The organism is Arthrobacter sp. 05T444 (assembly GCF_056395905.1).
The window spans coordinates 1-23,271 of record NZ_JBFTKK010000036.1 but is presented as its reverse complement, the minus strand read 5'-3'; the positions used below and the strand labels follow the sequence as shown (position 1 = coordinate 23,271).

General features: G+C 64.7%; 26 protein-coding genes. 11 read left to right on the top strand and 15 right to left on the bottom strand.

Annotated elements, in window-relative coordinates:
• Positions 1-396, top strand: a 396-nt coding sequence (locus tag AC1DD3_RS21310) for an enolase C-terminal domain-like protein (protein WP_476881499.1), incomplete at its 5' end; no start/stop codon positions are given.
• Between the two features lie 87 nt (positions 397-483).
• Here the strand turns inward: AC1DD3_RS21310 and AC1DD3_RS21305 are convergent.
• The 7 genes from AC1DD3_RS21305 to AC1DD3_RS21275 form a co-directional block, all read right to left on the bottom strand.
• On the bottom strand, positions 484-681 hold the full coding sequence (locus AC1DD3_RS21305) for a hypothetical protein (protein ID WP_230120948.1): 198 nt from the start codon (positions 679-681) through the stop codon (positions 484-486).
• Between the two features lie 52 nt (positions 682-733).
• On the bottom strand, positions 734-2,047 hold the full coding sequence (mmsB, locus tag AC1DD3_RS21300; protein ID WP_230120946.1) for a multiple monosaccharide ABC transporter permease: 1,314 nt from the start codon (positions 2,045-2,047) through the stop codon (positions 734-736).
• 5 nt (positions 2,048-2,052) lie between these two features.
• Entirely contained in the window at positions 2,053-3,582 is a 1,530-nt protein-coding gene (mmsA, locus tag AC1DD3_RS21295; RefSeq protein ID WP_476882471.1) for a multiple monosaccharide ABC transporter ATP-binding protein, read from the bottom strand.
• A gap of 99 nt (positions 3,583-3,681) precedes the next feature.
• On the bottom strand, positions 3,682-4,806 hold the full coding sequence (gene chvE, locus AC1DD3_RS21290; protein WP_354962224.1) for a multiple monosaccharide ABC transporter substrate-binding protein: 1,125 nt from the start codon (positions 4,804-4,806) through the stop codon (positions 3,682-3,684).
• A 348-nt stretch (positions 4,807-5,154) separates the two neighbouring features.
• Complete coding sequence (locus AC1DD3_RS21285) at positions 5,155-6,741, bottom strand: alkaline phosphatase D family protein (protein ID WP_230120940.1); 1,587 nt, start codon at positions 6,739-6,741, stop codon at positions 5,155-5,157.
• 78 nt (positions 6,742-6,819) lie between these two features.
• A complete protein-coding gene (locus AC1DD3_RS21280) occupies positions 6,820-7,017 on the bottom strand; it encodes a hypothetical protein (RefSeq protein WP_476877317.1) in 198 nt (65 codons plus the stop codon).
• Between the two features lie 176 nt (positions 7,018-7,193).
• Entirely contained in the window at positions 7,194-7,439 is a 246-nt protein-coding gene (locus AC1DD3_RS21275) for a hypothetical protein (RefSeq protein ID WP_230120937.1), read from the bottom strand.
• 166 nt (positions 7,440-7,605) lie between these two features.
• Between AC1DD3_RS21275 and AC1DD3_RS21270 the strand changes: the two genes are divergently transcribed.
• On the top strand, positions 7,606-8,385 hold the full coding sequence (locus AC1DD3_RS21270) for a phosphatase PAP2 family protein (protein ID WP_230120935.1): 780 nt from the start codon (positions 7,606-7,608) through the stop codon (positions 8,383-8,385).
• A 9-nt stretch (positions 8,386-8,394) separates the two neighbouring features.
• Complete coding sequence (locus AC1DD3_RS21265; RefSeq protein WP_230120933.1) at positions 8,395-8,700, top strand: MmcQ/YjbR family DNA-binding protein; 306 nt, start codon at positions 8,395-8,397, stop codon at positions 8,698-8,700.
• A gap of 44 nt (positions 8,701-8,744) precedes the next feature.
• On the opposite strand, the gene AC1DD3_RS21260 is transcribed toward AC1DD3_RS21265, so the two are convergent.
• Positions 8,745-9,056: a MerR family transcriptional regulator gene (locus tag AC1DD3_RS21260; RefSeq protein ID WP_230120931.1), complete on the bottom strand. Its 312-nt coding sequence runs from the start codon at positions 9,054-9,056 to the stop codon at positions 8,745-8,747.
• Positions 9,057-9,195: 139 nt separating this feature from the next.
• On the opposite strand from AC1DD3_RS21260, the gene AC1DD3_RS21255 reads away from it, so the two are divergent.
• The 3 genes from AC1DD3_RS21255 (at position 9,196) to AC1DD3_RS21245 (ending at position 10,559) form a co-directional block, all read left to right on the top strand.
• Positions 9,196-9,618 (top strand): Hsp20/alpha crystallin family protein, encoded by a 423-nt coding sequence (locus AC1DD3_RS21255; protein WP_476877341.1) that lies wholly within the window; start codon positions 9,196-9,198, stop codon positions 9,616-9,618.
• A gap of 147 nt (positions 9,619-9,765) precedes the next feature.
• Positions 9,766-10,173: a DnaJ domain-containing protein gene (locus AC1DD3_RS21250; RefSeq protein ID WP_476882470.1), complete on the top strand. Its 408-nt coding sequence runs from the start codon at positions 9,766-9,768 to the stop codon at positions 10,171-10,173.
• Positions 10,170-10,559 (top strand): hypothetical protein, encoded by a 390-nt coding sequence (locus tag AC1DD3_RS21245; RefSeq protein WP_476877318.1) that lies wholly within the window; start codon positions 10,170-10,172, stop codon positions 10,557-10,559. The genes AC1DD3_RS21250 and AC1DD3_RS21245 overlap by 4 nt, the downstream gene beginning before the upstream one ends.
• Here AC1DD3_RS21245 and AC1DD3_RS21240 read toward each other — a convergent pair.
• The gene (locus AC1DD3_RS21240) at positions 10,556-11,995 is read right to left on the bottom strand and encodes an AAA family ATPase (protein ID WP_476882469.1); all 1,440 of its coding nucleotides are present in this window, start codon (positions 11,993-11,995) and stop codon (positions 10,556-10,558) included. The two genes, AC1DD3_RS21245 and AC1DD3_RS21240, sit on opposite strands and share 4 nt — an antisense overlap.
• A gap of 146 nt (positions 11,996-12,141) precedes the next feature.
• Between AC1DD3_RS21240 and AC1DD3_RS21235 the strand changes: the two genes are divergently transcribed.
• Both AC1DD3_RS21235 and AC1DD3_RS21230 read left to right on the top strand, forming a co-directional pair.
• Positions 12,142-12,534 (top strand): VOC family protein, encoded by a 393-nt coding sequence (locus tag AC1DD3_RS21235; RefSeq protein ID WP_230120919.1) that lies wholly within the window; start codon positions 12,142-12,144, stop codon positions 12,532-12,534.
• 64 nt (positions 12,535-12,598) lie between these two features.
• A complete protein-coding gene (locus tag AC1DD3_RS21230; protein WP_230120917.1) occupies positions 12,599-14,152 on the top strand; it encodes a glycoside hydrolase family 1 protein in 1,554 nt (517 codons plus the stop codon).
• Between the two features lie 35 nt (positions 14,153-14,187).
• On the opposite strand, the gene AC1DD3_RS21225 is transcribed toward AC1DD3_RS21230, so the two are convergent.
• From AC1DD3_RS21225 to AC1DD3_RS21215, 3 genes are all read right to left on the bottom strand, one after another.
• Positions 14,188-15,246, bottom strand: coding sequence for an App1 family protein (locus AC1DD3_RS21225; RefSeq protein WP_476877320.1), 1,059 nt, complete (start codon positions 15,244-15,246; stop codon positions 14,188-14,190).
• 89 nt (positions 15,247-15,335) lie between these two features.
• On the bottom strand, positions 15,336-16,067 hold the full coding sequence (locus AC1DD3_RS21220) for a DUF72 domain-containing protein (RefSeq protein ID WP_230120914.1): 732 nt from the start codon (positions 16,065-16,067) through the stop codon (positions 15,336-15,338).
• A 130-nt stretch (positions 16,068-16,197) separates the two neighbouring features.
• Positions 16,198-16,932 (bottom strand): GAF and ANTAR domain-containing protein, encoded by a 735-nt coding sequence (locus AC1DD3_RS21215; RefSeq protein ID WP_230120912.1) that lies wholly within the window; start codon positions 16,930-16,932, stop codon positions 16,198-16,200.
• 144 nt (positions 16,933-17,076) lie between these two features.
• Between AC1DD3_RS21215 and AC1DD3_RS21210 the strand changes: the two genes are divergently transcribed.
• Both AC1DD3_RS21210 and AC1DD3_RS21205 read left to right on the top strand, forming a co-directional pair.
• Complete coding sequence (locus tag AC1DD3_RS21210) at positions 17,077-18,885, top strand: glycoside hydrolase family 15 protein (RefSeq protein WP_476882468.1); 1,809 nt, start codon at positions 17,077-17,079, stop codon at positions 18,883-18,885.
• 91 nt (positions 18,886-18,976) lie between these two features.
• Entirely contained in the window at positions 18,977-19,699 is a 723-nt protein-coding gene (locus AC1DD3_RS21205; RefSeq protein WP_476882467.1) for an HAD family hydrolase, read from the top strand.
• Between the two features lie 29 nt (positions 19,700-19,728).
• Here the strand turns inward: AC1DD3_RS21205 and AC1DD3_RS21200 are convergent, their stop codons facing one another.
• Positions 19,729-20,001, bottom strand: coding sequence for a hypothetical protein (locus AC1DD3_RS21200; protein WP_230120907.1), 273 nt, complete (start codon positions 19,999-20,001; stop codon positions 19,729-19,731).
• A gap of 195 nt (positions 20,002-20,196) precedes the next feature.
• Here AC1DD3_RS21200 and AC1DD3_RS21195 point away from each other — a divergent pair, with 195 nt between their 5' ends.
• Positions 20,197-21,372: a zinc-dependent alcohol dehydrogenase gene (locus tag AC1DD3_RS21195; RefSeq protein ID WP_230120905.1), complete on the top strand. Its 1,176-nt coding sequence runs from the start codon at positions 20,197-20,199 to the stop codon at positions 21,370-21,372.
• Between the two features lie 102 nt (positions 21,373-21,474).
• Here AC1DD3_RS21195 and AC1DD3_RS21190 read toward each other — a convergent pair whose 3' ends face one another.
• Together AC1DD3_RS21190 and AC1DD3_RS21185 are read right to left on the bottom strand one after the other, a co-directional pair.
• Positions 21,475-21,831, bottom strand: a complete 357-nt coding sequence (locus AC1DD3_RS21190) for a VOC family protein (RefSeq protein ID WP_230120903.1) — start codon at positions 21,829-21,831, stop codon at positions 21,475-21,477.
• A gap of 58 nt (positions 21,832-21,889) precedes the next feature.
• Complete coding sequence (locus AC1DD3_RS21185; protein WP_476882466.1) at positions 21,890-23,047, bottom strand: serine hydrolase domain-containing protein; 1,158 nt, start codon at positions 23,045-23,047, stop codon at positions 21,890-21,892.
• Positions 23,048-23,271: the final 224 nt, after the last annotated feature.

The following is a 23,271-nucleotide window of genomic DNA, read 5'->3' as shown; positions in this document are numbered from 1 at the left end:
TCCATCATCAAGGAACAGCTGATCGACTACGTCCGGGCGGCCTCCACGCACTTTGGCGGGATCTCGCCTTTGAAGAAAGTCATGGACTTCGCCGCGCAGTACCAGATCAAGTCCGGCTTCCACGGCCCCACCGACATCTCCCCGGTCGGCTTCGCCGCGCAGCTGCACGTGGGCCTTGCCATCCACAACTACGGCATCCAGGAGTACATGCAGCACTCGGACGCCACCAACACCGTGTTCGAGCAGTCCATGACGTTCACCGACGGGTACCTGCACCCGGGCGACAAGCCCGGCATCGGCGTCGAATTCAACGAGGAAGCCGCGGCCACCTACCCGTACCAGCAGGCCTACCTGCCCTACAACCGCCTGGTCGACGGCACCGTCCATGACTGGTGAGGCACCACTGGTGACGACCTGAGCCGCAGGCGGCGTGCCGCCTGCGGCTCAGGCAATGATGTCAAGCAGTAGTGTCAGGCAACGAGGTCAGGCAATCGGCCGGACCTCGTAGCCATCGGCCTTGCTGATCAGCTGCCGGCCGTGGTTGCCGTCAAAACGCAGCCACATGACCGAGGAATCCCACGTGACGTCTTCCACCTCGGCGGTGCGGACGTGCTGGCCGCCGCGCCGCAGTTCGACCGTGCGGCCCACCAGCAGGGTCCAGTCGTTGTCTGCCTCGGCCATGGTTTCCTTCCTGTCCGTCCCGGCAGCACGCCATCCGACGGTGCCGTGGGGTTCAGGGCTTCTCAGCAGCGCTTGCCGGGTGAGCCACGGCAGCCACAGAGACTGGTGTCTTGCCCGCTGGCTTGGTCTCCTCGACACCGGCGGGCGGGGTTGTCTTCCATTTGAAACGCTTGCCGAGGGTGGATCCGCCGCCGGCGCTGCGGTTCTTGTTGAAGATGTCGAAGCCGACGGCAAGCAGCAGCACCAGGCCCTTGATCAGTTGCTGGTAGTCGGTGCCCAGGCCCAGGATGGACATGCCGTTGTTAAGCACGCCCATGATGAGGCCGCCGACCATTGCTCCGGCCACGGTGCCGATTCCGCCCTGGACGGCGGCCCCGCCGATGAAGGCCGCAGCGATGGAGTCCAGTTCGAAGCCGGTGCCGCCGGCCGGCTGGGCGGAGTTCAGCCGAGCCGTGAATACGAGGCCCGCCAGGGCGGCGAGCACTCCCATGTTCACGAAGAGCCGGAAGGTGACGGCCTTGGTCTTGATGCCCGAGAGCTCGGCGGCGTGGAGGTTGCCGCCGATGGCGTAGGTGTGGCGGCCGAAGATGCTGTTGCTCATGAGCGCGGAATAGACGATGACGAGGACGGCCAGGACGATCAGCACGATCGGGGTGCCGCGGTAGCTCGCGAGCAGGAACGTGATGGTGAGCATCAGGAGCGCGATGAAGACTGTCTTGATGGCGAACCAGGCCATGGGTTCGTTTTCGAGGTTGAACTTCCGGCGGACGCGGCGCTCCTTGATGGACTGAATCAGCAGAGCGGCTGTGGCTCCGACACCGAGGATGACTGTCAGCCACTCCAGTACTGAGGTGCCGCCTGAGATGTCCGGGAGGAAGCCTCCGCCCAAGGCGCGGAGCTCGGCCGGGAACGGGGTGATCTGCTGGTTCTTGAGCGTGATCAGGGTCAGGCCGCGGAAGATGAGCATGCCGGCCAGGGTGACGATGAAGGCCGGTATGCCCACGTAGGCGATCCAGTATCCCTGCCAGGCCCCCACAAGGGCGCCGACGAGCAGGCAGGCCGGGATCGCGGCCCACCAGGCCCAGCCCCAGTGGACGATCATCACGCCGGCGACGGCGCCGATGAAGCCCGCGATGGAGCCGACGGAGAGGTCGATGTGGCCCGCGATGATGACCATCACCATGCCGATGGCCAGAATCAGGATGTAGCTGTTCTGGACCACGAGGTTGGTGACGTTTTGCGGCTCGAGCAGGATGCCGTTGGTCAGGACCTGGAACAGCAGGACGATCAGGATCAGGGCGACGAAGATGCCGACCTGGCGGAGGCGGCTTGCCAGGAAGCCCATGGATTCTCGGAGGGCGGACATGGTCGTTATTCCTTCTCTTGGGTCATGTAGTGCATGAGTGTTTCCTGGGATGCTTCGGCAATCGGGACTTCGCCCGTGATGTGCCCGGCGGACAGCGTGTAGATCCTGTCGCAGATGCCCAGGAGTTCGGGGAGTTCGGAGGAGATCACGATGACGGCTTTCCCTTCGGCGGCGAGTCCGGCGATGATCGAATAGATCTCGAACTTGGCGCCCACATCGATGCCCCGTGTCGGCTCATCGAGGATCAGCACATCGGGGTCGGAGAACATCCATTTGCTCAGCACGACTTTCTGCTGGTTGCCGCCGGAGAGTTTTCCGGTGATGGCAGCCACCGAGGGCGCCTTGATGTTCATGCTCTTCCGGTACCGGTTGGCAACGACGGTCTCTTCGTTCCTGTCCACCCAGCCCTTCTTGGCGAGCTTGCCCAGCGCCGCCATCGAGATGTTGCGCTTGATGTCCTCGATGAGGTTCAGGCCGTAGTGCTTGCGGTCCTCCGTGGCATAGGCGATGCCGTGCCGGATTGCGTCAGACACGGTGGAGGTGTTGATCTCCTCGCCATACTTGAATACCCGGCCGGAGGTGGCCCGGCCATAGGTACGCCCGAAAACGCTCATGGCCAGTTCAGTCCGTCCGGCGCCCATGAGCCCGGCCAGGCCGACGACTTCACCCTTGCGGACGTTCAGGCTGGCGTTGTGGACCACGGTGCGGCTGTGGTCCTGCGGGTGCTGGACCGTCCAGTCCTCGATCCGGAGGACTTCCTCGCCGATCGTCGGCGTGCGCTCCGGGTAGAGGCTTTCCAGGTCGCGGCCCACCATGCCTCGGATGATCCGTTCTTGGGTGATCTGTCCCTGGTCCAGGCGCAGAGTCTCGATCGTCTTGCCGTCGCGGATGATGCTGACGGCGTCGGCGACCTTGCGGATCTCGTTGAGCTTGTGGCTGATGATGATGCTGGTGACGCCCTGGCCCTTCAGATGCAGGATGAGGTCCAGCAGGTGCCCCGAGTCCTCGTCGTTCAGCGCCGCCGTGGGCTCGTCCAGGATCAGCAGCTTCACTTCCTTGGACAGCGCCTTGGCGATCTCCACGAGCTGCTGCTTTCCGACGCTGATGTGCTGGATCGGGGTCACGGGGTTTTCGCTGAGCCCGACGCGGGCCAGGAGCTTCGCCGCTTCCAGGTTGGTCTGGCGCCAGTCCACCCACCCCCGGGAGGCGATTTCGTTTCCGAGGAAGATGTTCTCGGCAATGGACAGGTACGGGCTGAGGGCCAGTTCCTGGTGGATGATGACGATCCCGCGCTTTTCGCTGTCGCTGATGGTGGAAAAGTCGCACGGCTCGTTTTCGAAGAGGATGTCGCCGTCGAAGGTGTTGTGCGGATAGACGCCGGAGAGCACCTTCATGAGGGTCGATTTGCCGGCCCCGTTTTCACCGCAGATCGCGTGGACCTCGCCGCGGTTCACGTTCAGGGTGACGTCCTGGAGGGCTTTCACGCCGGGGAAGGTCTTGGTGATTCCCCGCATTTGAAGAATGGGTACGTTCATGGTCAATTCCTGCTGACTGTTCGAGAGCCGGACTCCTGCGGATGCGGGGCCCCGTTCGGGTGCGGCCTGGCCAAAGTCAGGCCGCACCCGGCACGGTGGCTACTTGATGTCAGCGTCCGTGTAGTAACCGGAGTCGATAAGTTCCTGCTTGTAGTTGTCCTTGGTGACAATCACGGACTTGAGCAGGTAGGCCGGGACCACCTTGACCTTGTTGTTGTAGGTCTTGGTGTCGTTGGTTTCGGCTTCCTGGCCCTTGAGGACGGCGTCGACCATCTTCACGGCCTGTTCACCGAGCTTGCGGGTGTCCTTGAAAATCGTGGAGTACTGCTCCCCGGCGACGATGGACTTGACCGAGCCCTTCTCCGCGTCCTGGCCGGTCACGACCGGCAGGGCGCCCTTGGAGTAGCCGCCAGTGCTGGTCAGTGCCGAGATGATGCCGATCGACAGGCCGTCATAGGGCGACAGCACGCCGTCGAGCTTCTTGCCCGAACCGTACGCGGCCGTGAGGATGTCCTCCATGCGCTTCTGGGCCGTCGCAGCCTGCCAGCGCAGGATCGCGGCCTGCTCGAACTTGGTCTGGCCGCTGGGCACCTTGAGGGTACCGGCATCCAGGAACGGCTTCAGGGTGTCCATCGCGCCGGTCCAGAAGAAGTTGGCGTTGTTGTCATCCGGGCTGCCGGCGAACAGCTCCACGTTGAACGGACCCTTGCCGGCCACCTTCTTGCCGGAAGCATCCACCAGGCCCAGGCCCGTGAGCAGCGACGTGGCCTGCTGGACACCGACCTCGTAGTTGTCGAAGGTGGTGTAGTAGTCCACGTTCGGCGAGCCGTTGATCAGCCGGTCATAGGCGATGACCTTGACGTTCTGTTCCTTGGCCTTGGCCAGGACATCGGTCAGCGTGGTGCCGTCAATGGCAGCGATGATCAGCGACTTAGCACCCTTGGTCAGCATGTTCTCAATCTGCGAAACCTGCGTCGGGATGTCGTCGTTTGCGTACTGAAGGTCAGTCTTGTAACCGAGCTTGGCCAGGGAATCGCTGACATTCTTGCCGTCATTGATCCACCGCTCCGAGGTCTGGGTCGGCATCGAAATGCCCACCAGGGACCCCGCCGCATCAGTGCTGGCGGCGGGAGCGGCGGTTCCGGGCCGGCTGCCGCAGCCCGTCGCACCGACCGTGACGGCCAGGACGACGGCGAAGGCGCCCAGGAGTTTCTTGATACGCACGTTGTTCTCCTTCCGCGGCTGACTCGTGCCGCGAATTAGTGCTGAGTCGGAAGGCATCTGCGCCCTCCGACGGGACCGGCAGTTGGGTCCGGTCAGCTGGTGCGCGGTCCTGCGGCCACGCACCAGAAGGCTTTTTGTTGTAAGTTCGGTCAGGTGCTGCGAACCTAGCAATTTTATGAAGCTGTCGCCGCGCTCTTGTGAGCGCTAACAATGTTGAGAATATCTCACTCATTCGTGTGGGTCAAATCACATATAATCGCGTGGGCGCGGGCTCCCCCGCCGCCCGAGGAGCCGGGGCCGGCAAGGTTGCACGGGTGCAGGGTGCGTTCCGCCCTGCACCCGTTTGGTCTAGCCGCGGGGCTGCAGTCCCGGCACGCCGTCGTCGATCCGGAAGGACGCCCTGGTTCTGACCGGGGAGCCGGGCACGCTCACGTAATCGAGCACACGGAAATCGGCCTTCATGGAGTCCTTCGTGATGGTGGTCCGGACGTAACCGCGCTGGTCGTTGTAAAACTTCAGATGCTGGTTCCAGGCCATGGTCGGATCCGAGACAGAGCCTGTTCCGTTGCCGGTGGACGTGATCGACGTGCACACCAGCTCCGACCCCACCACGGGCGCGTCCGGGTCCTGGTAGTTCACCTTGACGTCGTTGGCCCAGTGGCGGTGGACGTCACCGGTAAGCACGACGGCGTTGCGCACCTTCGCGTCCACCCAGCCCTGTGTGATGCGGCGGCGGGAGGCAGCATAACCGTCCCACCCGTCCATGGACACGTCGTCGATTTCCGGCGCTTTGTTGCGGTCGCGCTCTGCGAAGAACACCTGCTGGCCCAGGACATCCCAGCGCGCCCGGGACTTCCGGAAGCCGTCCAGCAGCCACTGCTCCTGATCCTGGCCGGTGATGCTGCGGTCCTCGTCGAGGCGCTCCTGGACATTCGCTCGCCAGCCGTCACCCGCCAGCTGGTCATCCCGGTATTGGCGCGTATCCATCATGTGGAAGTTGGCCAGCTGTCCCCACTGCACCGTTCGGTAGATCTTCATGTCAGCGCCTGCGGGGACGGCCGGCGCACGCATGGGCATGTTTTCGTAGTACGCCTGAAAGGCCGCTGCCCGTCGTTTGCGGAAGTTGGCCGCAGTGTCGTTGAGCTGGGCTGGATCGGTGTTCTCCGGGACCTCGTCGGCCCAGTTGTTGTCCACCTCGTGGTCATCCCACACCACCAGCCAAGGGGCGGCCGCGTGCGCCGCCTGGAGGTCGGCGTCGGCCTTGTACTGCGCGTGGCGCTGGCGGTAGTTCTCCAGCGTCACCGTCTCGGGGCCCTCGTGGTCGCGGACGTTGCCGCCGCCCACCACATAGGAGCCTTTCTTGTATTCGTACTGGTAGTCACCGAGGTGAAGGACCAGGTCCGGCTGATCGTCGGCAAGTCGCCGGTAGGCGGTGAAAAAGCCGTGCTCGTACTGGGCGCAGCTGGCAAAGGACATGGCCAGGGCTGCCGGAGTCTCGTTCCACGCAGGACTCGTCAGGGTCCGGCCGACAGGGCTGACATGGCGTCCGGTCCGGAACCGGTAGAAGTATTCACGGCCCGGCTTCAGGCCGCGCAGCTCGGCGTGCACGGAGTGGGCACTCGCCGGCGCAGCGCTCTCCACACCGCGTCGGATGACTTTCCGCATGGCAGGGTCCTCGGCCACTTCCCAGGCCACAGCGACATTGTGCGACGGCATGCCGCCCATCCCGTCCTCGGCCAGTGGGCTGAGGGCGAGGCGCGTCCAGATAACGAAACCGTCAGGCCACGGGTCGCCGGAGGCCACGCCCAAGGTGAAGGGGTCGGCGCGGAGGCCTGCTTCGGAATTCCGCTGGTCCGCGACGGCGGTGCCGGGGAGCGCGATGACGAGGCCGGCACCCAGGCCGGTGGTGATGAGCGTTCTGCGCGAAATGTCCATGGACCGAACGTAGCCACCCTGTTTTGACACGTGCGGACGCGCGCGTGAATCCCCCGTGAACGCTGACGGGCCGGCGGGCTACTTCGAAGGCTGCGGGACCTCGCAGGCGATCTTGGGGTTGGCGCCCATGTAATTCAGCGGCCCGGCCGCGATGGTCACGGCCACAGTGCCCGCCTCAGCACATGAGTCCGGGGAACCGCTGAAATAGCCGCGTTGGAATGCGGCGAAGGCTCCGATGATGAGCCAGAGGATCACTAGCGTTCCGATGATCTTCATGGCATCCTCCGTAGCTGCGTCGCCACTCCAGTGTGTGTCCATTATCCACCGGGCGTGTCTTCCGCGACAGAGCTCCCGGACAGCAGCCGGAAGCAAACGAGGGGTGGGATCTCGGCGTTTTGGGCGAACCTGGGCGCCGAGATCTCACCCCTCGATGGGATGACACGAAGTTGCGGTCAACTTGGCTCGGTCGTGTCCACCGGGGTGTCGTCCACGTCCGGAGTGTCCTCGGCCGTGGCCACGGTGGGCTCTCCGGCGGCCGAACCGTCCCGGGCATCGGTTCCTTCTTCCGGCTCGAAGGTGTTGGCTTCGCCTGTTCCGAGGCCGGCGCCGTTCCCGGAGCCGGGAGCCTCGCCCCAGGATTGATTCTGCGACCCGGTGGTCTGATCGGCCTGGCCGGTGCCGGTTTCTTCAGTGCTCATGTCGTCTCCTGGAACCTCGTGGGGGCTGGGTAATTCACGGTAACAGGGGCCGCTTTGCCTGGTAAGGGGCAGCCCACCCCTGGCGCCCGCACCCCGGGAGCGGGAAACGGGATAATCTTCATCACAGAAACCATTTCAATCGATCGACGCACAGGCAGGCTTCCACGTGGCAGAAGAATCGGCGGGCAAGGCGGGATGGTGGCGGGTGTTCCACGACAAATTCGTGGTCGAAGAACGCTACATGGACGCCGGTGCACGGAAAGGGCTCTATGTCGTTGCGGTTGTCCTCGCTGTGGTGGGCGCAGCGATTTTCTTCGTGACGCTCGCCGGGGTTCTCCAGCACAACGGCATGGCGAGTTCGGATGAAGCTGCCCGGAGATGGCTGCTGACCACCCGCTCGGATGTACTGACTGTTGTCATGATCATTCTGGCGGTCATCTTTGGGCCCGTGGGGCTGCCGATCATTGTCCTGGTGGTCACCGTCGCCTGGGGGATCCTGGCCAAGCATGCCTGGCGGCCCATCCTTCTGGCGGCCGCCATGCTCACCGGAGTCGGGCTCGCACAGCTCATCGGCCATGCCGTGGGGCGTGACCGGCCCCCGGTGGATCTCATGCTTTTTGGTGCAGACCACACCTTCTCCTTTCCGTCCGGCCATGTGCTGGGTGCCTCGGATTTCCTCCTGGTCGGCACGTTCCTGGTCTTCTCCCGGCGCAAGAATCCCAAGACCGCCGTTGTGGGGTTCGTCGTGGCCATTATTGGCGTGATTCTGGCATCGGTCAGCAGGCTGTACCTGGGCTACCACTGGGTGAGTGACGCCGTCGCCTCCATATCCCTGTCACTCGTGGTGATGGGGGCCGTGATCGCGGTGGACACGTGGCGGACCGCCCGGATACCGGGGGAATCCGTCACTGGGGAGCTGTCCAAAGCCGATTCCCCCTCGGAATAGCCCGGGGCCATGGCAACTGAAGCTGACGTCCGCCGGACCTGCCTCTCGCTCCCGGGAGTCACTGAACGCTCCAGCTGGAACCGGCCTGCATGGTTCGCCAAAACCCTCATGGCCCGGATCTGGGACGAGGGCGTGCTGACGGTCAAGACTTCAGAGCGCGAGGCGCTCGTCGGAACACAACCCGAAACTTATTTCTGGACGCCGCACCACGAGCGGTCGCCACAGTTGGTCCTCGTGCGGCTGGCAAAGCTCGACGGCGGCGAACTCGCCGAGTTGCTGGAAGAGTCCTTCCTGCTTGCCGGCGGACAGATCTGAGCGAGAGGCCCTCCGCCGCCGCAGGCTGGGTGCCGAAGGTATGCTCAGGCGCCCTCAGGTTGACGCGTGTTGCGGGAGCGTGCGCGTTGCAACTCCCGGCGGAGCCTGGCGTTATCGACCTCGAGTTCCAGCACTCTTGCCACACCTGCCAGGTTGAGACCTTCATCCAGAAGCTCCCCGATGCGGCGCAGGACCGCCAGGTCCGATTCGCTGTACTGTCGGGTCCCGCCGGAAGTTCGCTCGGGCGTCAGTAATCCGCGGCGCTCGTACAGCCGGATGTTTTGTTGGCCGGTGCCGAGCAGGCCCGCCACGACTGAAATGGCGTAGAGCCTTCGGTCGCCGGCCTGACCTGTCATGGTGCTATCCCTTGGTTGACGTTTCTTCGGTTTGCCTCTTGCACCAGTTTGCCACCGGTGCTATAAAAAATCTGTATCCACCACCATAGATAGTGGCGGGTCGACATGAATCATCCAGATGCTGAAGGAGTGGGAAATGATGCTCATCCGTACCGACCCGTTCCGTGAGCTGGACCGGCTTACCCAGCAGGTCTTCGGAACGGCTGCACGCCCCGCGGCCATGCCTATGGACGCGTGGCAGGAAGATGGAGAGTTTGTTGTCGCCTTTGATCTTCCCGGCGTCTTGCCGGACAAGGTCGACCTGAATGTGGAGCGGAATGTACTTACTGTCAGGGCGGAACGCCTGGACCCCACCCAGCCCAACGTGGAGCTGGTGGTTGCCGAGCGGCCTCGCGGAGTTTTCAGCCGCCAGTTGATCCTCGGAGACACCCTGGACACGGAAAACATCAAGGCCCATTACGACGCCGGTGTGCTGACGCTCCGAATTCCGGTTGCGGAGCAGGCAAAGCCCCGCAGGATTGAAATTGAAAGCAAGGGTGAGCTGCACCAGATCGAAACCTAGTCCCCAGGCGGGACCGGCTGTCCGGTCCCGATGGTGTTGCTGCTGACGGGGCGGTCCTCCGGGTTGAGGCCCGAGACCGCCCCCGAGCCACTTGCAGCAGCGGCCGCCGAAGGATGTCTCGCGAACCGACCCTGAGCAGGACAGACAATGGCCAGCAACTTCGCCGATCACTACGCCGTCTTGCACGTGCCCCGCACAGCGACCCAGCGCGATATCTTGCGCGCCTTCAGGTCACTCATGCGAACGCACCACCCGGATTTGGACAACCCCGCTGGCGCGCCCGCTGAACTGCAACTGATTATGCAGGCCTTCGAGGTCTTGCGAGATCCAAAGCGCCGCCAGGCCTATGACCGCGAAGCTATTTGCGAAGCAAACACGGCTGCAGCGGCCCATAGCGGCCGGCCGGCACGGGACAAGACACCGGACCGGCCACAGGACATTCCCGTCCGCCTGATTCGCCACGAGGACCCGCCGCTGCGGGCAACGCCTGTCCGATGGGAAAGCGGACCCTGGGCCCCTATCCGCATCGACCCCCGAGGAGAACGAAGACGATGAGCGACTGGCGCCGATACGACTCCCACCTGATTCCTGCCTTTTATGAGCGGTTTGAGGAGCGCTGGGGAAAAGGAACTGCACCCTTCCTGGACCCGGAGGCCCATGAGGAGCCTCTTCCACGCGCGCAGTGGATCCATCCCGCCACCGGTGCTGCCGTGGCCGTAGTGCCCATCTGGACGGACGATGACCGCCAGCACCGCTCGTTCGGAGTCTTCTACCTGCCTCCGGCGGGGGATATCTGGGTGCTTCGTCCCGGTTTCACAGGCTACCTGGAGCCCGGGCTGGACGGCTCCGAACACCTCGTGGCCTTGAGGAATGACGCCTTCAAGAAAGCCGTGGCCCATGCCAAGGATTTTCTCTTCGGCCCGCCCTCGGTGATGCATTAGGTGGGCCCCGGCCCGCTGCTGAATCCGCCGAAGCCGGGCGCGCCGAAGCCGTCGGCGTCGACCGGGCCGCTGCCCAGGAGGCTCCGGGTGAGGGCCTGGCCGTCGGCCATCAGCCCGTCCACCGCCGTCCCGAGGTGACCGTCAGCTACAGGAACCCCCTCGATTGCGGCCGCCACCACAGCCCGGCGGACCAGCTCCCGGGCAAAGGAGGCGGTGGTCCCTTCGGTGCTGGCCGCCGCATCCTGGATGGCGCCGGGACTGAACGGAATCCCCCGGGCGTACAGGTTCACGAGGTCGACGCGCTCTTCCAGGGCCGGGAGCGGAATTTCAACGGCCAGATCCACCCGGCCGGGACGCTGAGCCAAGGCACGTTCCAGCATGTCCACGCGGTTGGTGGTGAGGACAAACGCCACGTCGGCATCGTTGTCCAGTCCGTCCATGGCATCCAACACCTCGAACAGCAGCGGCTGCGGTCCGTGGCCGAAGCTTCGGTCTTCGGCGATCAGGTCGCAGTCTTCAAGAACTACGATGGAAGGCTGCAGCGCCCGGGCCATGGCTGCGGCTTCGGAGATTCTGGCCAGCGATCCGCCGGACAGCAGGATGGCCGTGGACCCCTCACTCTGGCTCAGCAGATACCGCACAGTATGGGTCTTGCCCGTTCCTGGCTTGCCGTACAGGAGGATGCCCCGCTTCAGGTGCTGCCCGTATTCGCTGAGTGACGCCCGGTGTTCGGCGATGCCAAGTGCGTGGTCGGACACCTTCTGCAACAATCCCTCAGGCAATATGACCTCGGAGGCTGCCAGGGCAGGTCTGGCGTGGAAGGTGACGCCCGCGGCGCTCGGACCGTACTCGCCCATGATCAGTGAAATGATCTGGCCCTTCAGCACGCTGCGGAACTGCATCCGGCGGCGGAACTCGGCCAGGAACGCGGCGGCGCTCCCGGTGTCACCTGCCACGACTTCGAGGGAGGCCGTCTGCCGCCCGTACCGCGGGTTGGCGTCCCGCTGCAGGACGGCCACCGGACTGCCCGCATAGCTGAACAGCCACAGGCCAAGGGCAACGGCCTGCCGCTGCTCGTCGGGTCCAACCGCGAGGTTCGCGTAATCCGGCTGCGAGAGCGGGAACTGCGGGAAGAACTGGGACTGTTGCAGCATGTCGCTCAAGGACTGGTGGTGCCGCTGGTCCCCGCCGCCGATGCCCACCAGCCGGAAGTCCCCGTCCTCGGCGGCAAGTTCTGCCATCAGGATGTCAGCATCTACGAACCGGTGCGGGGGGATCTCCTCCACCACCACAGACAGCGTTTCCGCGGGAACCGCCAAATGTTCCGTGAGTGTGGTCAGCAGTTGTGTCCCGGCCCGCACCCGGTGCTGGCCGGACTGCGCAAGCTGCACCAGCTGTGCAAAATCATCGATGAACTTCCCCAGTTTTTCATCCATGGGCAGACCCTATCAGTGCCGCTCCGGAAGTCGGGGAGTGACCTTCTGCCGGCCTTCCAGCACGGCCTGGTGGTTCTCGTCAGGCACTGCGGCGTGTGCCATTCTGGGAGGTACCGCAAGTCCCGGTGCCGTCAAAGGAGAAGACCATGTTTACGCCAAAGGGTTCGTTTTCCAGCTTCAGCGTCAATGACGTGGCGCAGGCCAAGGAGTTCTACGGAGCGAAACTCGGCCTGACCGTTGCCGACGGCGGAATGGGCACCCTGGAGCTCACGATGCCCGAGGGGCACAAGGTCTTTGTCTATCCCAAGGACAACCACGAGGCCGCCACCTTCACGGTGCTGAACCTGGTGGTGGACGACGTCGATGCAGCGGTAGACGAGCTCAACGCCGCCGGTGTCCGGACCAAGATCTACGACGACCCCGATCTGCCCACCGACGAAAAGGGCATCGCCCGAGGCGAGGGTCCGGAGATTGCTTGGTTCAAGGACCCGGCAGGGAACGTGATTTCGGTGATCAAGGCAGGCGGGCTGCTATTGTGACGGCGTAGTTTGAGGCAAACTGTCCTTCTGCCCCTTCGAGACAACAACATAAAGGTCCCCTGCCATGCACACTTCCGCCAAAGAGTTGGCCGCCATGATCCCGCCGGGTTTCACCCTGGGGGTAGCCACAGCCGCGTTCCAGATCGAGGGCGCCCTTGATGAGGATGGCCGCGGACCGGCGGGCTGGGACGTCTTCGCGGCAAAGGCAGGCAACATAGTGGACGGCCACCACCCCGCATTGGCCTGCGACCATTACCACCGCATGCCGCAGGATGTGGCGCTGATGAGGGAACTGGGCATCGATTCGTACCGGTTCTCGATCTCATGGCCCCGGATCCAGCCCGGCGGCAGCGGGCCGGTGAACCGTGCCGGCCTGGATTTCTACGACCGCCTGCTGGACGAGCTCCTGGCCAACGGGATCTCCCCGATGATGACGCTCTATCACTGGGACACGCCGCTGCCGCTGGACGAGGCCGGCGGATGGCTCAACAGGGATACCGCCTACCGGCTGGGCGAGTTCGCGGCCATCGCGGGGGCAGCCTACGGGGACCGCGTAGCCCGTTGGGTGACAATCAATGAGCCCGCCACGGTGACCACTAACGGCTATGCTCTGGGTCTGCACTCGCCGGGCCTGGCGGATTTTGCGAACGGGCTGCCCAGCGTCCATCACCAGCTGTTGGGGCATGGGCTCGCGCTCCAGGCGTTGCGGGCCGCCAACGTGGCCGGGGAAATCGGCATGACCAACGTGTACTCGCCGATGGTGCCGAATTCCGGCAACCCGCTGGACTGGCTGAGCGCAGGGGCCATGGATGTGGCCCAGAACCGCCTGTACGCGGACCCGGTCCTCACCGGAAAATACCCCGACCTCGTCCGCATCGGGAAGTTCTTCTCGTCGTTCGAGCATCCGGACGAGGACATGGACATCATTTCGCAGCCGATGGATTTCTACGGGCTCAACTACTACATGCCCACGCGGGTGGCGGCAGGAGCGGGCGACAGCCCGGTGCCCGCGGCCATGGCCGAGGCCATGGGGGACGATCTCAGCGCCGCCACCCCAGGCGGACCGCTGCACATTGAGCCCTGGCCGGACACCGAGACCACCGCCTACGGATGGCCGGTCAAACCGGAGTACTTGACCGTGGCACTCAAGGAAATGGCCGAGCGGTACCCGAACCTCCCGCCAGTCATCATCACCGAAGGCGGAGCGAGCTTCGAGGACATCATCGTCACGGACAAAGCCGCCAACCGCAGCTTCATCCCGGACGAGCGCCGTCTTCGGTACCTGTCGGACCACATTGGCACCGCGCTCCGCGCTACGGCGCCCGGCGGCGAGGCCGAGTCCGTCGATCTTCGCGGCTACTACGTGTGGTCCCTGATGGACAATTTCGAGTGGTCGGGCGGCTACAACCAGCCATTCGGGCTGGTGCACGTGGACTTCGAGACGATGGAGCGGACGCCCAAGGCATCCTACTTCTGGCTCCAGGAGCTCCTCGAAGAGCGGAACCTCGTAGCGTCGGCGGGGGCCGCCGTCGCCGCCGCCGCCTCCTCGGAGCCGGAGCTGGCGGCGGGTGCGGAGCCCGGAAGGTCCGACGGCGGTGCGCAGCCGCTGGGGCTGTGACCGCCAGGTACAGGGGCGGTCCGGATCAACTCAGCTCAGATCAGTTCAAGGTCCCTGAGCTGGCGGGCAATGCCCGCGCCGTCGGGCGAGTAGATCCACGTCACCGAGGAGGCGCTGTGGTCTCCGTCTTCCGAATGACCGCCCGCGAAGACTGATTCGCTGACAGACAGCTGCCGGATGGCGATCGCGGCCACTTTGTCGGCATGGTCGTGGGTGAACGCTGAATAGATCTGCTCATCGTGCTGGCCGTTGTCGCCGATGAGCAGCCACCGCATGTGCGGGAATTCGGCCGCCAGGCGCTCCAGGTTTTGGCGCTTATGGTCCTGTCCGCTGCGGAACCAGCGGTCCTGGGTGAGTCCCCAGTCCGTGAGTACCAGCGCGCCGGAGGGGTACATGTTGCGCGTGAGGAACCGGGCAAGGGTGGGTGCCGCGTTCCAGGGGCCCGTGGACAGGTAGATGACGGGGGCGTCAGGATGCTCTACCGTCAGCCGGTCCAGCAACACAGCCATTCCCGGCGTTGCCATCCGGGCCCGCTCGCTTAGAACGAACGTGTTCCACAGGGCAAGGAACGGCCTGGGCAGCGCCGTGACCATGACGGTGTCATCGATGTCGGAGACGATGCCGAACTTCGTCTCCGGACCAATGACGAAAATACTGGCGTCGGCGGGCTCAGTGCCCTCGGACCGCAACACGGCCGTGTGCCAGCCGGGGGAGAGGGAAACCTTGACATCAATGTCGATGAGTCCGCCCCTGTCGGCTCTGACCTTCGTGACAGTGCCGCCCACTTCAATTTCCACCTCCGAGCCCGGAATGGGAACGCTGGTGAAGGCGCGCCAGCCCCGGACGTTCTGCGTTCCGTTCCTGGCGGCGTGCTCGGCCCGGCTTCCGGGCACGGGCTTGCTGGCCAGCACCACCCGGCCGAGCACCCGCACCCAGTCCGTGGAACCGTATCCCTGATAGGCGATGGTTTTGGGTTCGAACTTCCACCGGCGGGCGAGTTTTAGCCGCGCGGTGTTGATTGCGGCCGAGAGCCGGTGGGCCAGGCGGAAGACGTGTGTGCCTGACAAAGAACTTTCCTGTGACGCCGTGTCCATTCCTTCACTCTGCCACAGGCCGGGGCCGCCGGGCCGGTTACCGGGCTCTGTTACCTGCCGCCGGCACGGCGCGCGCCGCCCTAACGCCGTTAACCGTCCCTCAGCAGCCACCGCAGAGTGTCAGCGTTCCGCACCGCGTTGCCGCCGCCGTCGTTGTTGAAATAGGCGTAAACGTCCTTGCCCGCGCCGCGCCACTCCCGGATCCTCTCCGCCCACCAGCGCAACTCCTCCTCCGAGTACGAGCCGCCGTACAGGTGCTGGTGGTCCGGCCCGTGCAGCCTGACATAGACGAAGGGTGCGGTGGCCCTCAAGATGCATGGCAGATTGGCTCCGCTCATGACGCAGTAGGCCGCGTTGTGCCGCTCCAGCAGGGCGTAGACATCCGGGTGGTCCCAGCTCGGATGCCGGAACTCCACGGACACCCGGATCCAGTCCGGCAGGGCGCCCAGAAAGTAGTCCAGCCGGGCGTCGTCACGCGCCAGGCCGGGCGGCAGCTGGACCAGCAGCACGGCGCGCTTCTCACCGAGCTCGTGCCAGGATCGGGCAATCCGCTCGATCCAGACCTCCGGGCTGTAGAGCTTCTTGCCGTGGGTCAGGCCGCGCGGGGCCTTGACGGACAACGCGAACCCGTCAGGCAGCCGCCGCCGCCAGCTGGCGAAGGACGTGTCCCTCGGCCAGCGGTAGAAGCTGGCGTTCAGTTCCACGGTGCCGAAGCACGCCACGTAGTGCTGCAGCCTGTCACGGGCGGGAAGTCCCGGCGGGTAAAGCACGTTTTCCCAGTGGTCATAGCTCCAGCCCGAGGTGCCGATGTGCACTGTCATTCGTCTATTCCGTCGACGCCGTAGCCGATGTGGCCGGCACCGAAGCCACGCAGGAAACAGGGGGCAGGGTAGAGCTAAATGGCAGTTTCAGCATGTCAGGAGACTATCCGCTGAGGCTGGTCGGAGGTAATCAATCGAAGTGCGTGGTCAGGCTTCCGCCGCCGGCGGACTCCACGATCGCGGCGGCCACATCGCGGAGTTTCAAGTTGCGGTTGCTGGAGGCCGACTTAATCAGCTTGATGGCCTCCTCCTGGCTGCAGCGGTTCTGCGCGATGATGATGCCCACCGCGGTGTCGATGATGGTCCGCGACTCCATCGCCGCCTTCAGGTTCGAGGCGGTGTCGCTGTGCTTTGCCAGCAGGATGGAGAGCTGGAGTCCCTTCGATGCCTGGCGGACGTAGGTGACTGCGTGCTCGATCGCGGCGGCATCGAAAGCGTTCGGCTTATCGGAGTAGAGGTTGAGGCCGGCGCGGGCATTATCTCCGGGCAGGTCAAACGGCACCGCCAGAACGGAGCGCATGCCGTTCCGGAGGATGGTCTCGTTGTATTCAGGGAATTCCGTATCCAGCTTGAAATCCGGAACATGGACCAGGACGCCTTCCCGGCACGAGCGAAGGCAGGGTCCGTCGCCGAACTGGTACTGGATCTCGTCGACCGCCTGGGCCCGCTCACTGCTGCTGGCCACAGTGCCCGCTGTGCGGTTCCGCAGAAGCGTAATTCCGCAGTGCACATGGCCGCGCGGTCCTGACAGTTGCTCGGAGGAGTAACGGGCCAGCTCGTTCAGGAAATTTCCGACGTCCTGGGTGTCCAGCAGGAGATCCTGGACGTAGCCCACCACATCGGTCTCGTTCAGGCGACTGTCCAAAGAAGGCTCCAGTTCTGCTCTGTCGTTCGGCGGGGCCGTCACGAAAGGTTCGAAGGTCAGGTTCCGGGGGTGCTGCTTCAGCTAACCTCAGGCTACACCCGGCGTGCCCTCGTGCGGACGTGTCAGCTGTGGCACTGTAAGGGCATGGTACGCATCGAGGATTATGCGGTTGTGGGCGATCTGCACACCGCGGCGCTGGTCAGCACTGAAGGTTCCATCGACTGGCTTTGCCTGCCGCGCTTCGATTCGCCGGCGTGCTTCAATGCGCTGCTGGATACCCCCGAGTCCGGACGCTGGCGGATCGCTCCGGCAGGCGCAGGGGAATGCACCCGGCGGCGCTACCGCCGCCACACACTGATCCTGGAAACCGAATGGGAAACAGAGGATGGCGCCGTCCGGGTTATCGACTTCATGCCTCCGCGCGACGAGGTGGCGGACATCGTCAGGATCGTGGTGGGGCTCCACGGCCATGTCAGGATGAAGGGCGAGCTTGCCCTGCGCTTCGACTACGGCCACATCATGCCCTGGGTCCGGCGGGACAGCCACGGCCTGCACGCTATCGCCGGGCCTGATTCGGCCTACCTGGTGACCACCGCGCCGCTTCGGGGCGAACACATGCACACCGTCAGCGACTTCACCGTGAAAGCCGGCGAGCGGGTGCCCTTCGTGCTGACCTGGGCGCCCAGCCATGTCCACAGGCCGCGATCGGTGGACGCAGAGAAAGTACTGGAATCGACCGAAAAGTTCTGGCGCGAATGGGCCGGGCAGTGCAAGGTGACAGGTCCCTACAAGGATGCGGTGGAGCGTTCGCTGATTACCCTCAAGGCCCTCACCTACGCGCCGACCGGGGGCATCGTGGCTGCTGTGACCACGTCACTGCCGGAACAGCTGGGGGGTCCGCGGAACTGGGATTACCGGTTTTGCTGGCTCCGCGATGCCACCCTGACGCTGCAGGCACTGCTGGCTGCGGGTTACACCGCAGAGGCCGCCGCCTGGCGGGACTGGCTGCTGCGCGCTGTGGCCGGGGATCCGGCGGACCTGCAGATCATGTACGGGATCCACGGGGAACGCCGGCTGCCTGAAATGGAGCTCCCGTGGCTGGCCGGCTACGAGAACTCGTCGCCGGTGAGAGTGGGCAACGGTGCAGCGGGCCAGCTGCAGTTGGACGTCTGGGGCGAAGTGCTGGACTGTCTCTCACTCACCCGGAACTCGCTGCTCAAGCACACGGACGAGGCCTGGGACGTGCAGGTGGCGCTCATGGAGTATCTGGAAGGCGCGTGGGACCAGCCGGACAACGGGCTGTGGGAAATGCGAGGGCCCAAGCGCCATTTCACGCACTCGAAGGTGATGGCCTGGGTTGCGGCGGACAGGATGGTCAAGGGCGTCCGGGACTCCGGGCTCCCCGGGCCTGCCGACCGCTGGGAGGAGCTGCGGGAGACCATCCGCGACGATGTCATGGCCCACGGGTACGACCCGGAGCGGAACACCTTCACCCAGTCCTACGGCCGCCCGGAACTGGATGCCAGCCTGCTGCTCATCCCGCGCGTAGGGTTCCTGCCGCCGGATGATCCCCGCGTCATAGGCACCATCGACGCCATCCAGCGGGAGCTGACCGAGGACGGATTTGTGCTGAGGTACCGGCCCCAGGACAGCGACGACGGCCTGCCGGGGGAGGAGGGTGTCTTTCTTGCCTGCTCCTTCTGGATGGTGGAGGCGCTGCTCGGCGCCGGCAGGCGCCGGCAGGCCACCGAACTGTTTGAGCGCCTCCTTGCGCTGCGGAACGACGTCGGTCTCCTGAGCGAGGAGTGGGGTGTCCAGAGTGCGCGGCACCTGGGAAACACGCCGCAGGCATTCAGCCACTTCGCCCTCGTGACGAGCGCCTTGGAACTTCATCAGCAACGGACGCGGCGAAGTGATAAGCCCCTGCCATCGAGGGCGGGAACGGCTTCATAGGTGCCGTCCATTCCCCGCTTCGCTCAGCCAGCCGGACGTCAATAAGTATACTTACTAATGACTTGGTGAATTATGGAGAAGGAGCGGTGGAATGGCTGGAATATTTGGTCCCGGGACGCCGGCCGGCAGCGCCGCCGGCCCGCGCCGCAAAGCAGTCCTGTTTGATGTTGACGGGACCCTGATCGACTCTGCCTACATACACACGCTCGCCTGGTGGCAGGCGTTCCGCCAGTCGGACTTCGACGTGCCCATGGCGCAGATCCACCGTTGCGTGGGGATGGGCGGTGCCCGGCTGGTGGACCACCTGCTGCCGGAAGGGCGTGACAAGGCCGGGGACGAAGCAATTCTTTCGGCCCACTCCGGGATTTTCGGCACTTACTGGCCGTCCCTGCGCCCCTTCGATGGAGCCCGGGAACTCCTCGCCCAGTGCTGCGAGAGCGGCCTGGCTGTGGCGCTGGCGTCCTCGGCCAAGGATCAGGACCTCAAGGCCCTCCGCTCCAGCCTGTCCGCCGATGCCTTCATTCATGCGGCAACGAGCGCCAACGATGCCGAGGAGAGCAAGCCCGAGCCGGACATCCTCATCGCCGCACTGCGCGCCGTAGGGCTGGAGGCGGACAACGCCGTCTACGTCGGGGACGCCGTCTGGGACGTCTATGCGGCGGCCAGGCTTGGCATGCCCACCATCGGCCTGACCTCCGGCGGGACCAGTGAGGCCGAGTTGCGAGAGGCGGGCGCCGTCGACGTGTACTCGGGTCCCCGGGAACTGCTGGACCACCTCAGTGACAGTGCGATCGGGAGGCTCCTCGCCGGTTAACGAGCCAGCCTGCGCGCGGGCTACCGGACCTACAAGGTGGCCGGGCCGGTTGTGGACTCGGTGGCCGCAGGGTCGCCGGCCCCCGGTTCGTCAGCGTAGTCGCCCCTGTTCCACGCCACCGAAACCGCAACTGAACCGTCGTCGTTCCTGACCACTTCGGTGACCACCTCCGCAACAGCCGCCCCCATGGCCAGAATCTTTGCCCGGTAGGTGGTGACCAGCTCCTCAAGGCTGGCCTCCGTCCATTCGCCCGGACGTATCCGGGTCGAAATCTCCACGGGTTCGGGCTGGTACAGCGTCATGATGATGCCTTTCCTTGGGGGGCAGCGACAGTTCCTACGCTAGGAGCCTTCGCTGGCCGAAACAAGCGAAAAAGCAAGCTGGCTTACTTTTACAACAGGGCCGGGCCGGAAGTTGATAAGCATACTGATCTTCCCATCGCGACGGATCGGCGATACGGTCGAAAAAGCCCATCTTCAGCTTAAGGAAGGAACGCCATGAAGGCACTGACCTGGCAAGGCAAGCGCTCAGTGAGTGTGGAAGAAGTTCCGGACCCCGTGATCCAGGAGCCTACGGACGCCATCATCAGGATCACGTCCACCGCGATCTGCGGCTCGGACCTCCACCTCTATGAGGTACTGGGACCCTATATGCACAAGGGGGACGTGCTGGGCCACGAGCCCATGGGAATCGTGGAGGAGGTGGGGAGCGCCGTCACTAACCTCGCCAAGGGCGACCGGGTGGTGATTCCGTTCAACATCTCCTGCGGGCACTGCTACATGTGCAGCCAGGGGCTCCAGTCGCAGTGTGAGACCACCCAAGTCAGGGAGAAGCGTTCCGGGGCCGCACTGTTTGGCTTTTCCGAACTCTATGGGTCGGTCCCGGGCGGCCAGGCCGAGTTCCTGCGCGTACCGTACGCCGACTATGGCCCGGTTAAGGTGGGCCAGGAACTCCCGGATGACCGCTACCTGTTCCTTTCTGACATCCTTCCCACGGCCTGGCAGGGTGTGAAGTATGCGGACGTCCAGGACGGCGGCACCCTCGCGGTGTTCGGGCTCGGACCCGTGGGGCAGTTCGCCTCGCGGATCGGCACGCACCTGGGACTGAGGGTGGTCGGAGTGGACCCCGTCCCGGAGCGGCGCGAGATGGCGGCGCGGCACGGCGTCGAGGTCCTGGACTATTCCAAGGGCGTGGCTGATGAACTGCGGGAAATGACCGGCGGCCGCGGACCCGATGGGATTGTGGACGCGGTCGGCATGGAAGCCCACGGCTCGCCAGTCGCCGCGTTCGCCCACCACGCGCTCGCGCTCCTGCCGGACAAAGTGGCACAAAAGGCCATGGAAACCGCCGGCGTGGACCGCCTCGCGGTCCTGCACACGGCCATTGATTCGGTCCGCCGGGGCGGGACGCTCTCCCTGAGCGGCGTCTACGGCGGAACTGCCAGCCCCATGCCGCTGCTGACCATGTTCGACAAGCAGATCCAGCTCCGGATGGGCCAGTGCAACGTCCGCCGCTGGACGGATGAGCTGCTTCCGCTGGTGGAGGACGACGCCGATCCGCTGGGTGTCACGGATCTGGTCACCCACCGCGCGGGGCTGGCCGAGGCGCCGGCGCTTTATGAAAAGTTCCAGAAGAAAGAGGACGGCTGCATCAAGGTGGTCCTCCAGCCCTAGAGGGCAACGGTTACCCGGCCTTCAGCAGCGAGGGCCGGAAAGCGGCTGGCGGGAGACAGCTTCTCCCGCCAGCCGTTGCTTGACGTGCGAAGCTATCGGGCCTCAGGCTCCGGCGTCCACGACGCAGAAGCGGTTTCCGTCCGGGTCTTCCAGGACGATGAAGTCGGGGTCCTCCGGGTACAGGTCCCAGTCCACCTGCGAGGCGCCGAGTTCCACGAGCCGCTCCACCTCCCCCGCCTGGTCGTCGGCGTAGAGATCCAGGTGCATACGCGGGTGCGGTTGCACGGGCGTCTCGCTGATCATGAGGGCAAGGCGGGCTCCCTCGCCTGTCCGCGGGACCAGCACCACCCAGGTTTCGTCGCCGTCGTCCCGCGGCACATAGCCCAGGGCATCACACCAGAAGGCTGTGGCGCGGGCGACGTCATTGACCCCGAGGACAGTCGTACCGATCGTCAGCATGCCTTCATGCTTCCGCGCGGCTGTTCGCGACGCAAGGGGTGCTCTTGGCTTGGCGGGGTCAACACCACTGGTTCAGCAGTTGCTCAGCCAGATCAACCATCTCGGGCACCAGCGGGTGGAGGAAGGCCACGAACGGCGACGGCGGATAGGTCATCGCCACGGTGACCTGCCGCTTTCCGTCGGCGCTGGTCATCGAGACCATCCCGTAGCCCTGCACGTCACCGATGTTGCCGTAGTAGAAGTCGTTGGTGCAGGTGTCGTTCCAGCGTGCCAGGCCGAGTTTGAAGTTGGAGTAAACCGCTTCCTTCATCTGCGAAAGGGTGGACTGCTTCAGCAGTTTTCCCTGAAGCAGCGCCGAGTAATAGGTATTGGCATCCCGGACGGTGGAAACCATGCCGCCAGGAGCATCGATATAGACCCTGGGATAGGCGACGTCGAACTGTTTGTCCTCAACAGTGATGTAGCCGTGCAGCAGTTCGTCTTTCGGACGCCCTTCGGCGGTCATGAAGGTCTCCGTGAGCCCGAGCGGTTCGATGATGTCTGTCCGCAGGACCTCGGCGAAAGGACGACCCCGGAGCTGTTCAATGATCAAAGCGAGTGCGACCAAGTTCGAGCCGGAAGGCTCGAAGGGCTGGGCGAGTTTGTACTTCCACGGCAGGCGGGCGGCGAGGGCCAAACGGTCCCGCAGGGTCAAAGGTGCGTTGAATACCTGCCGAAGCGGGCCGGACGTCCACAGGACGTCACCATAGTCTGGAATGCCCGATTCCTGGTTGAGAAGTCTGCGCACGGTAATGGGCTCCGGCGGCTTCAGAATGCGGCTGAATTCGGGGAAGTAGTCGTCCACCTGGCCGTCGAGGGCGATCCGGCCTTCCTCCGCGAGCTTCAGCACGGAGACAGCGATCATGGACGTCGTGAGTCCGCCCATGTGGATCGGATCGTTGAGTTGCACAGGCTGCCCGCCGCCGAGGGTCCGGACTCCCTCCGCGTGAGTCCACTCCGCGCCGTTGTTCCTGGCCTGGACAAGAACGGCCGGAGCCCCCTCTTCCCGCATGGTCTGGCTGAAATCGAGCAGGTCAGCCAATATCCAGCTTGGCGGTGTCTGCTGGTCGGGCGGCTTGGGTGCCGGAGTGCAGCCGCCAACTGTGGCGACCAGCAAGGCTGCGGCTGCCGGCGCGGCCAACCGCCGCAACCGGGCGCGAAGCCAAGGCCCTGCCATGCCATCAGGATACGCGCCAAGCCCCCGCAAGCGCCGCACCTAATTCGCTGGAAACGCGCGAGATCGCCGGGAGCCCGGAATGAATCAAGCTGTTTGTGACAGCTGGTTGGTTTTGTAGTTGATGCCGGCGTGGGCCGGGGCGGCTGGTGCGGTGGGTTTGTTGCGGTAGCGGTGAGGATGCCGGGCGTGGCAGGCGTTGAGGGTTGCCTGGCGGCGTCGGCGTG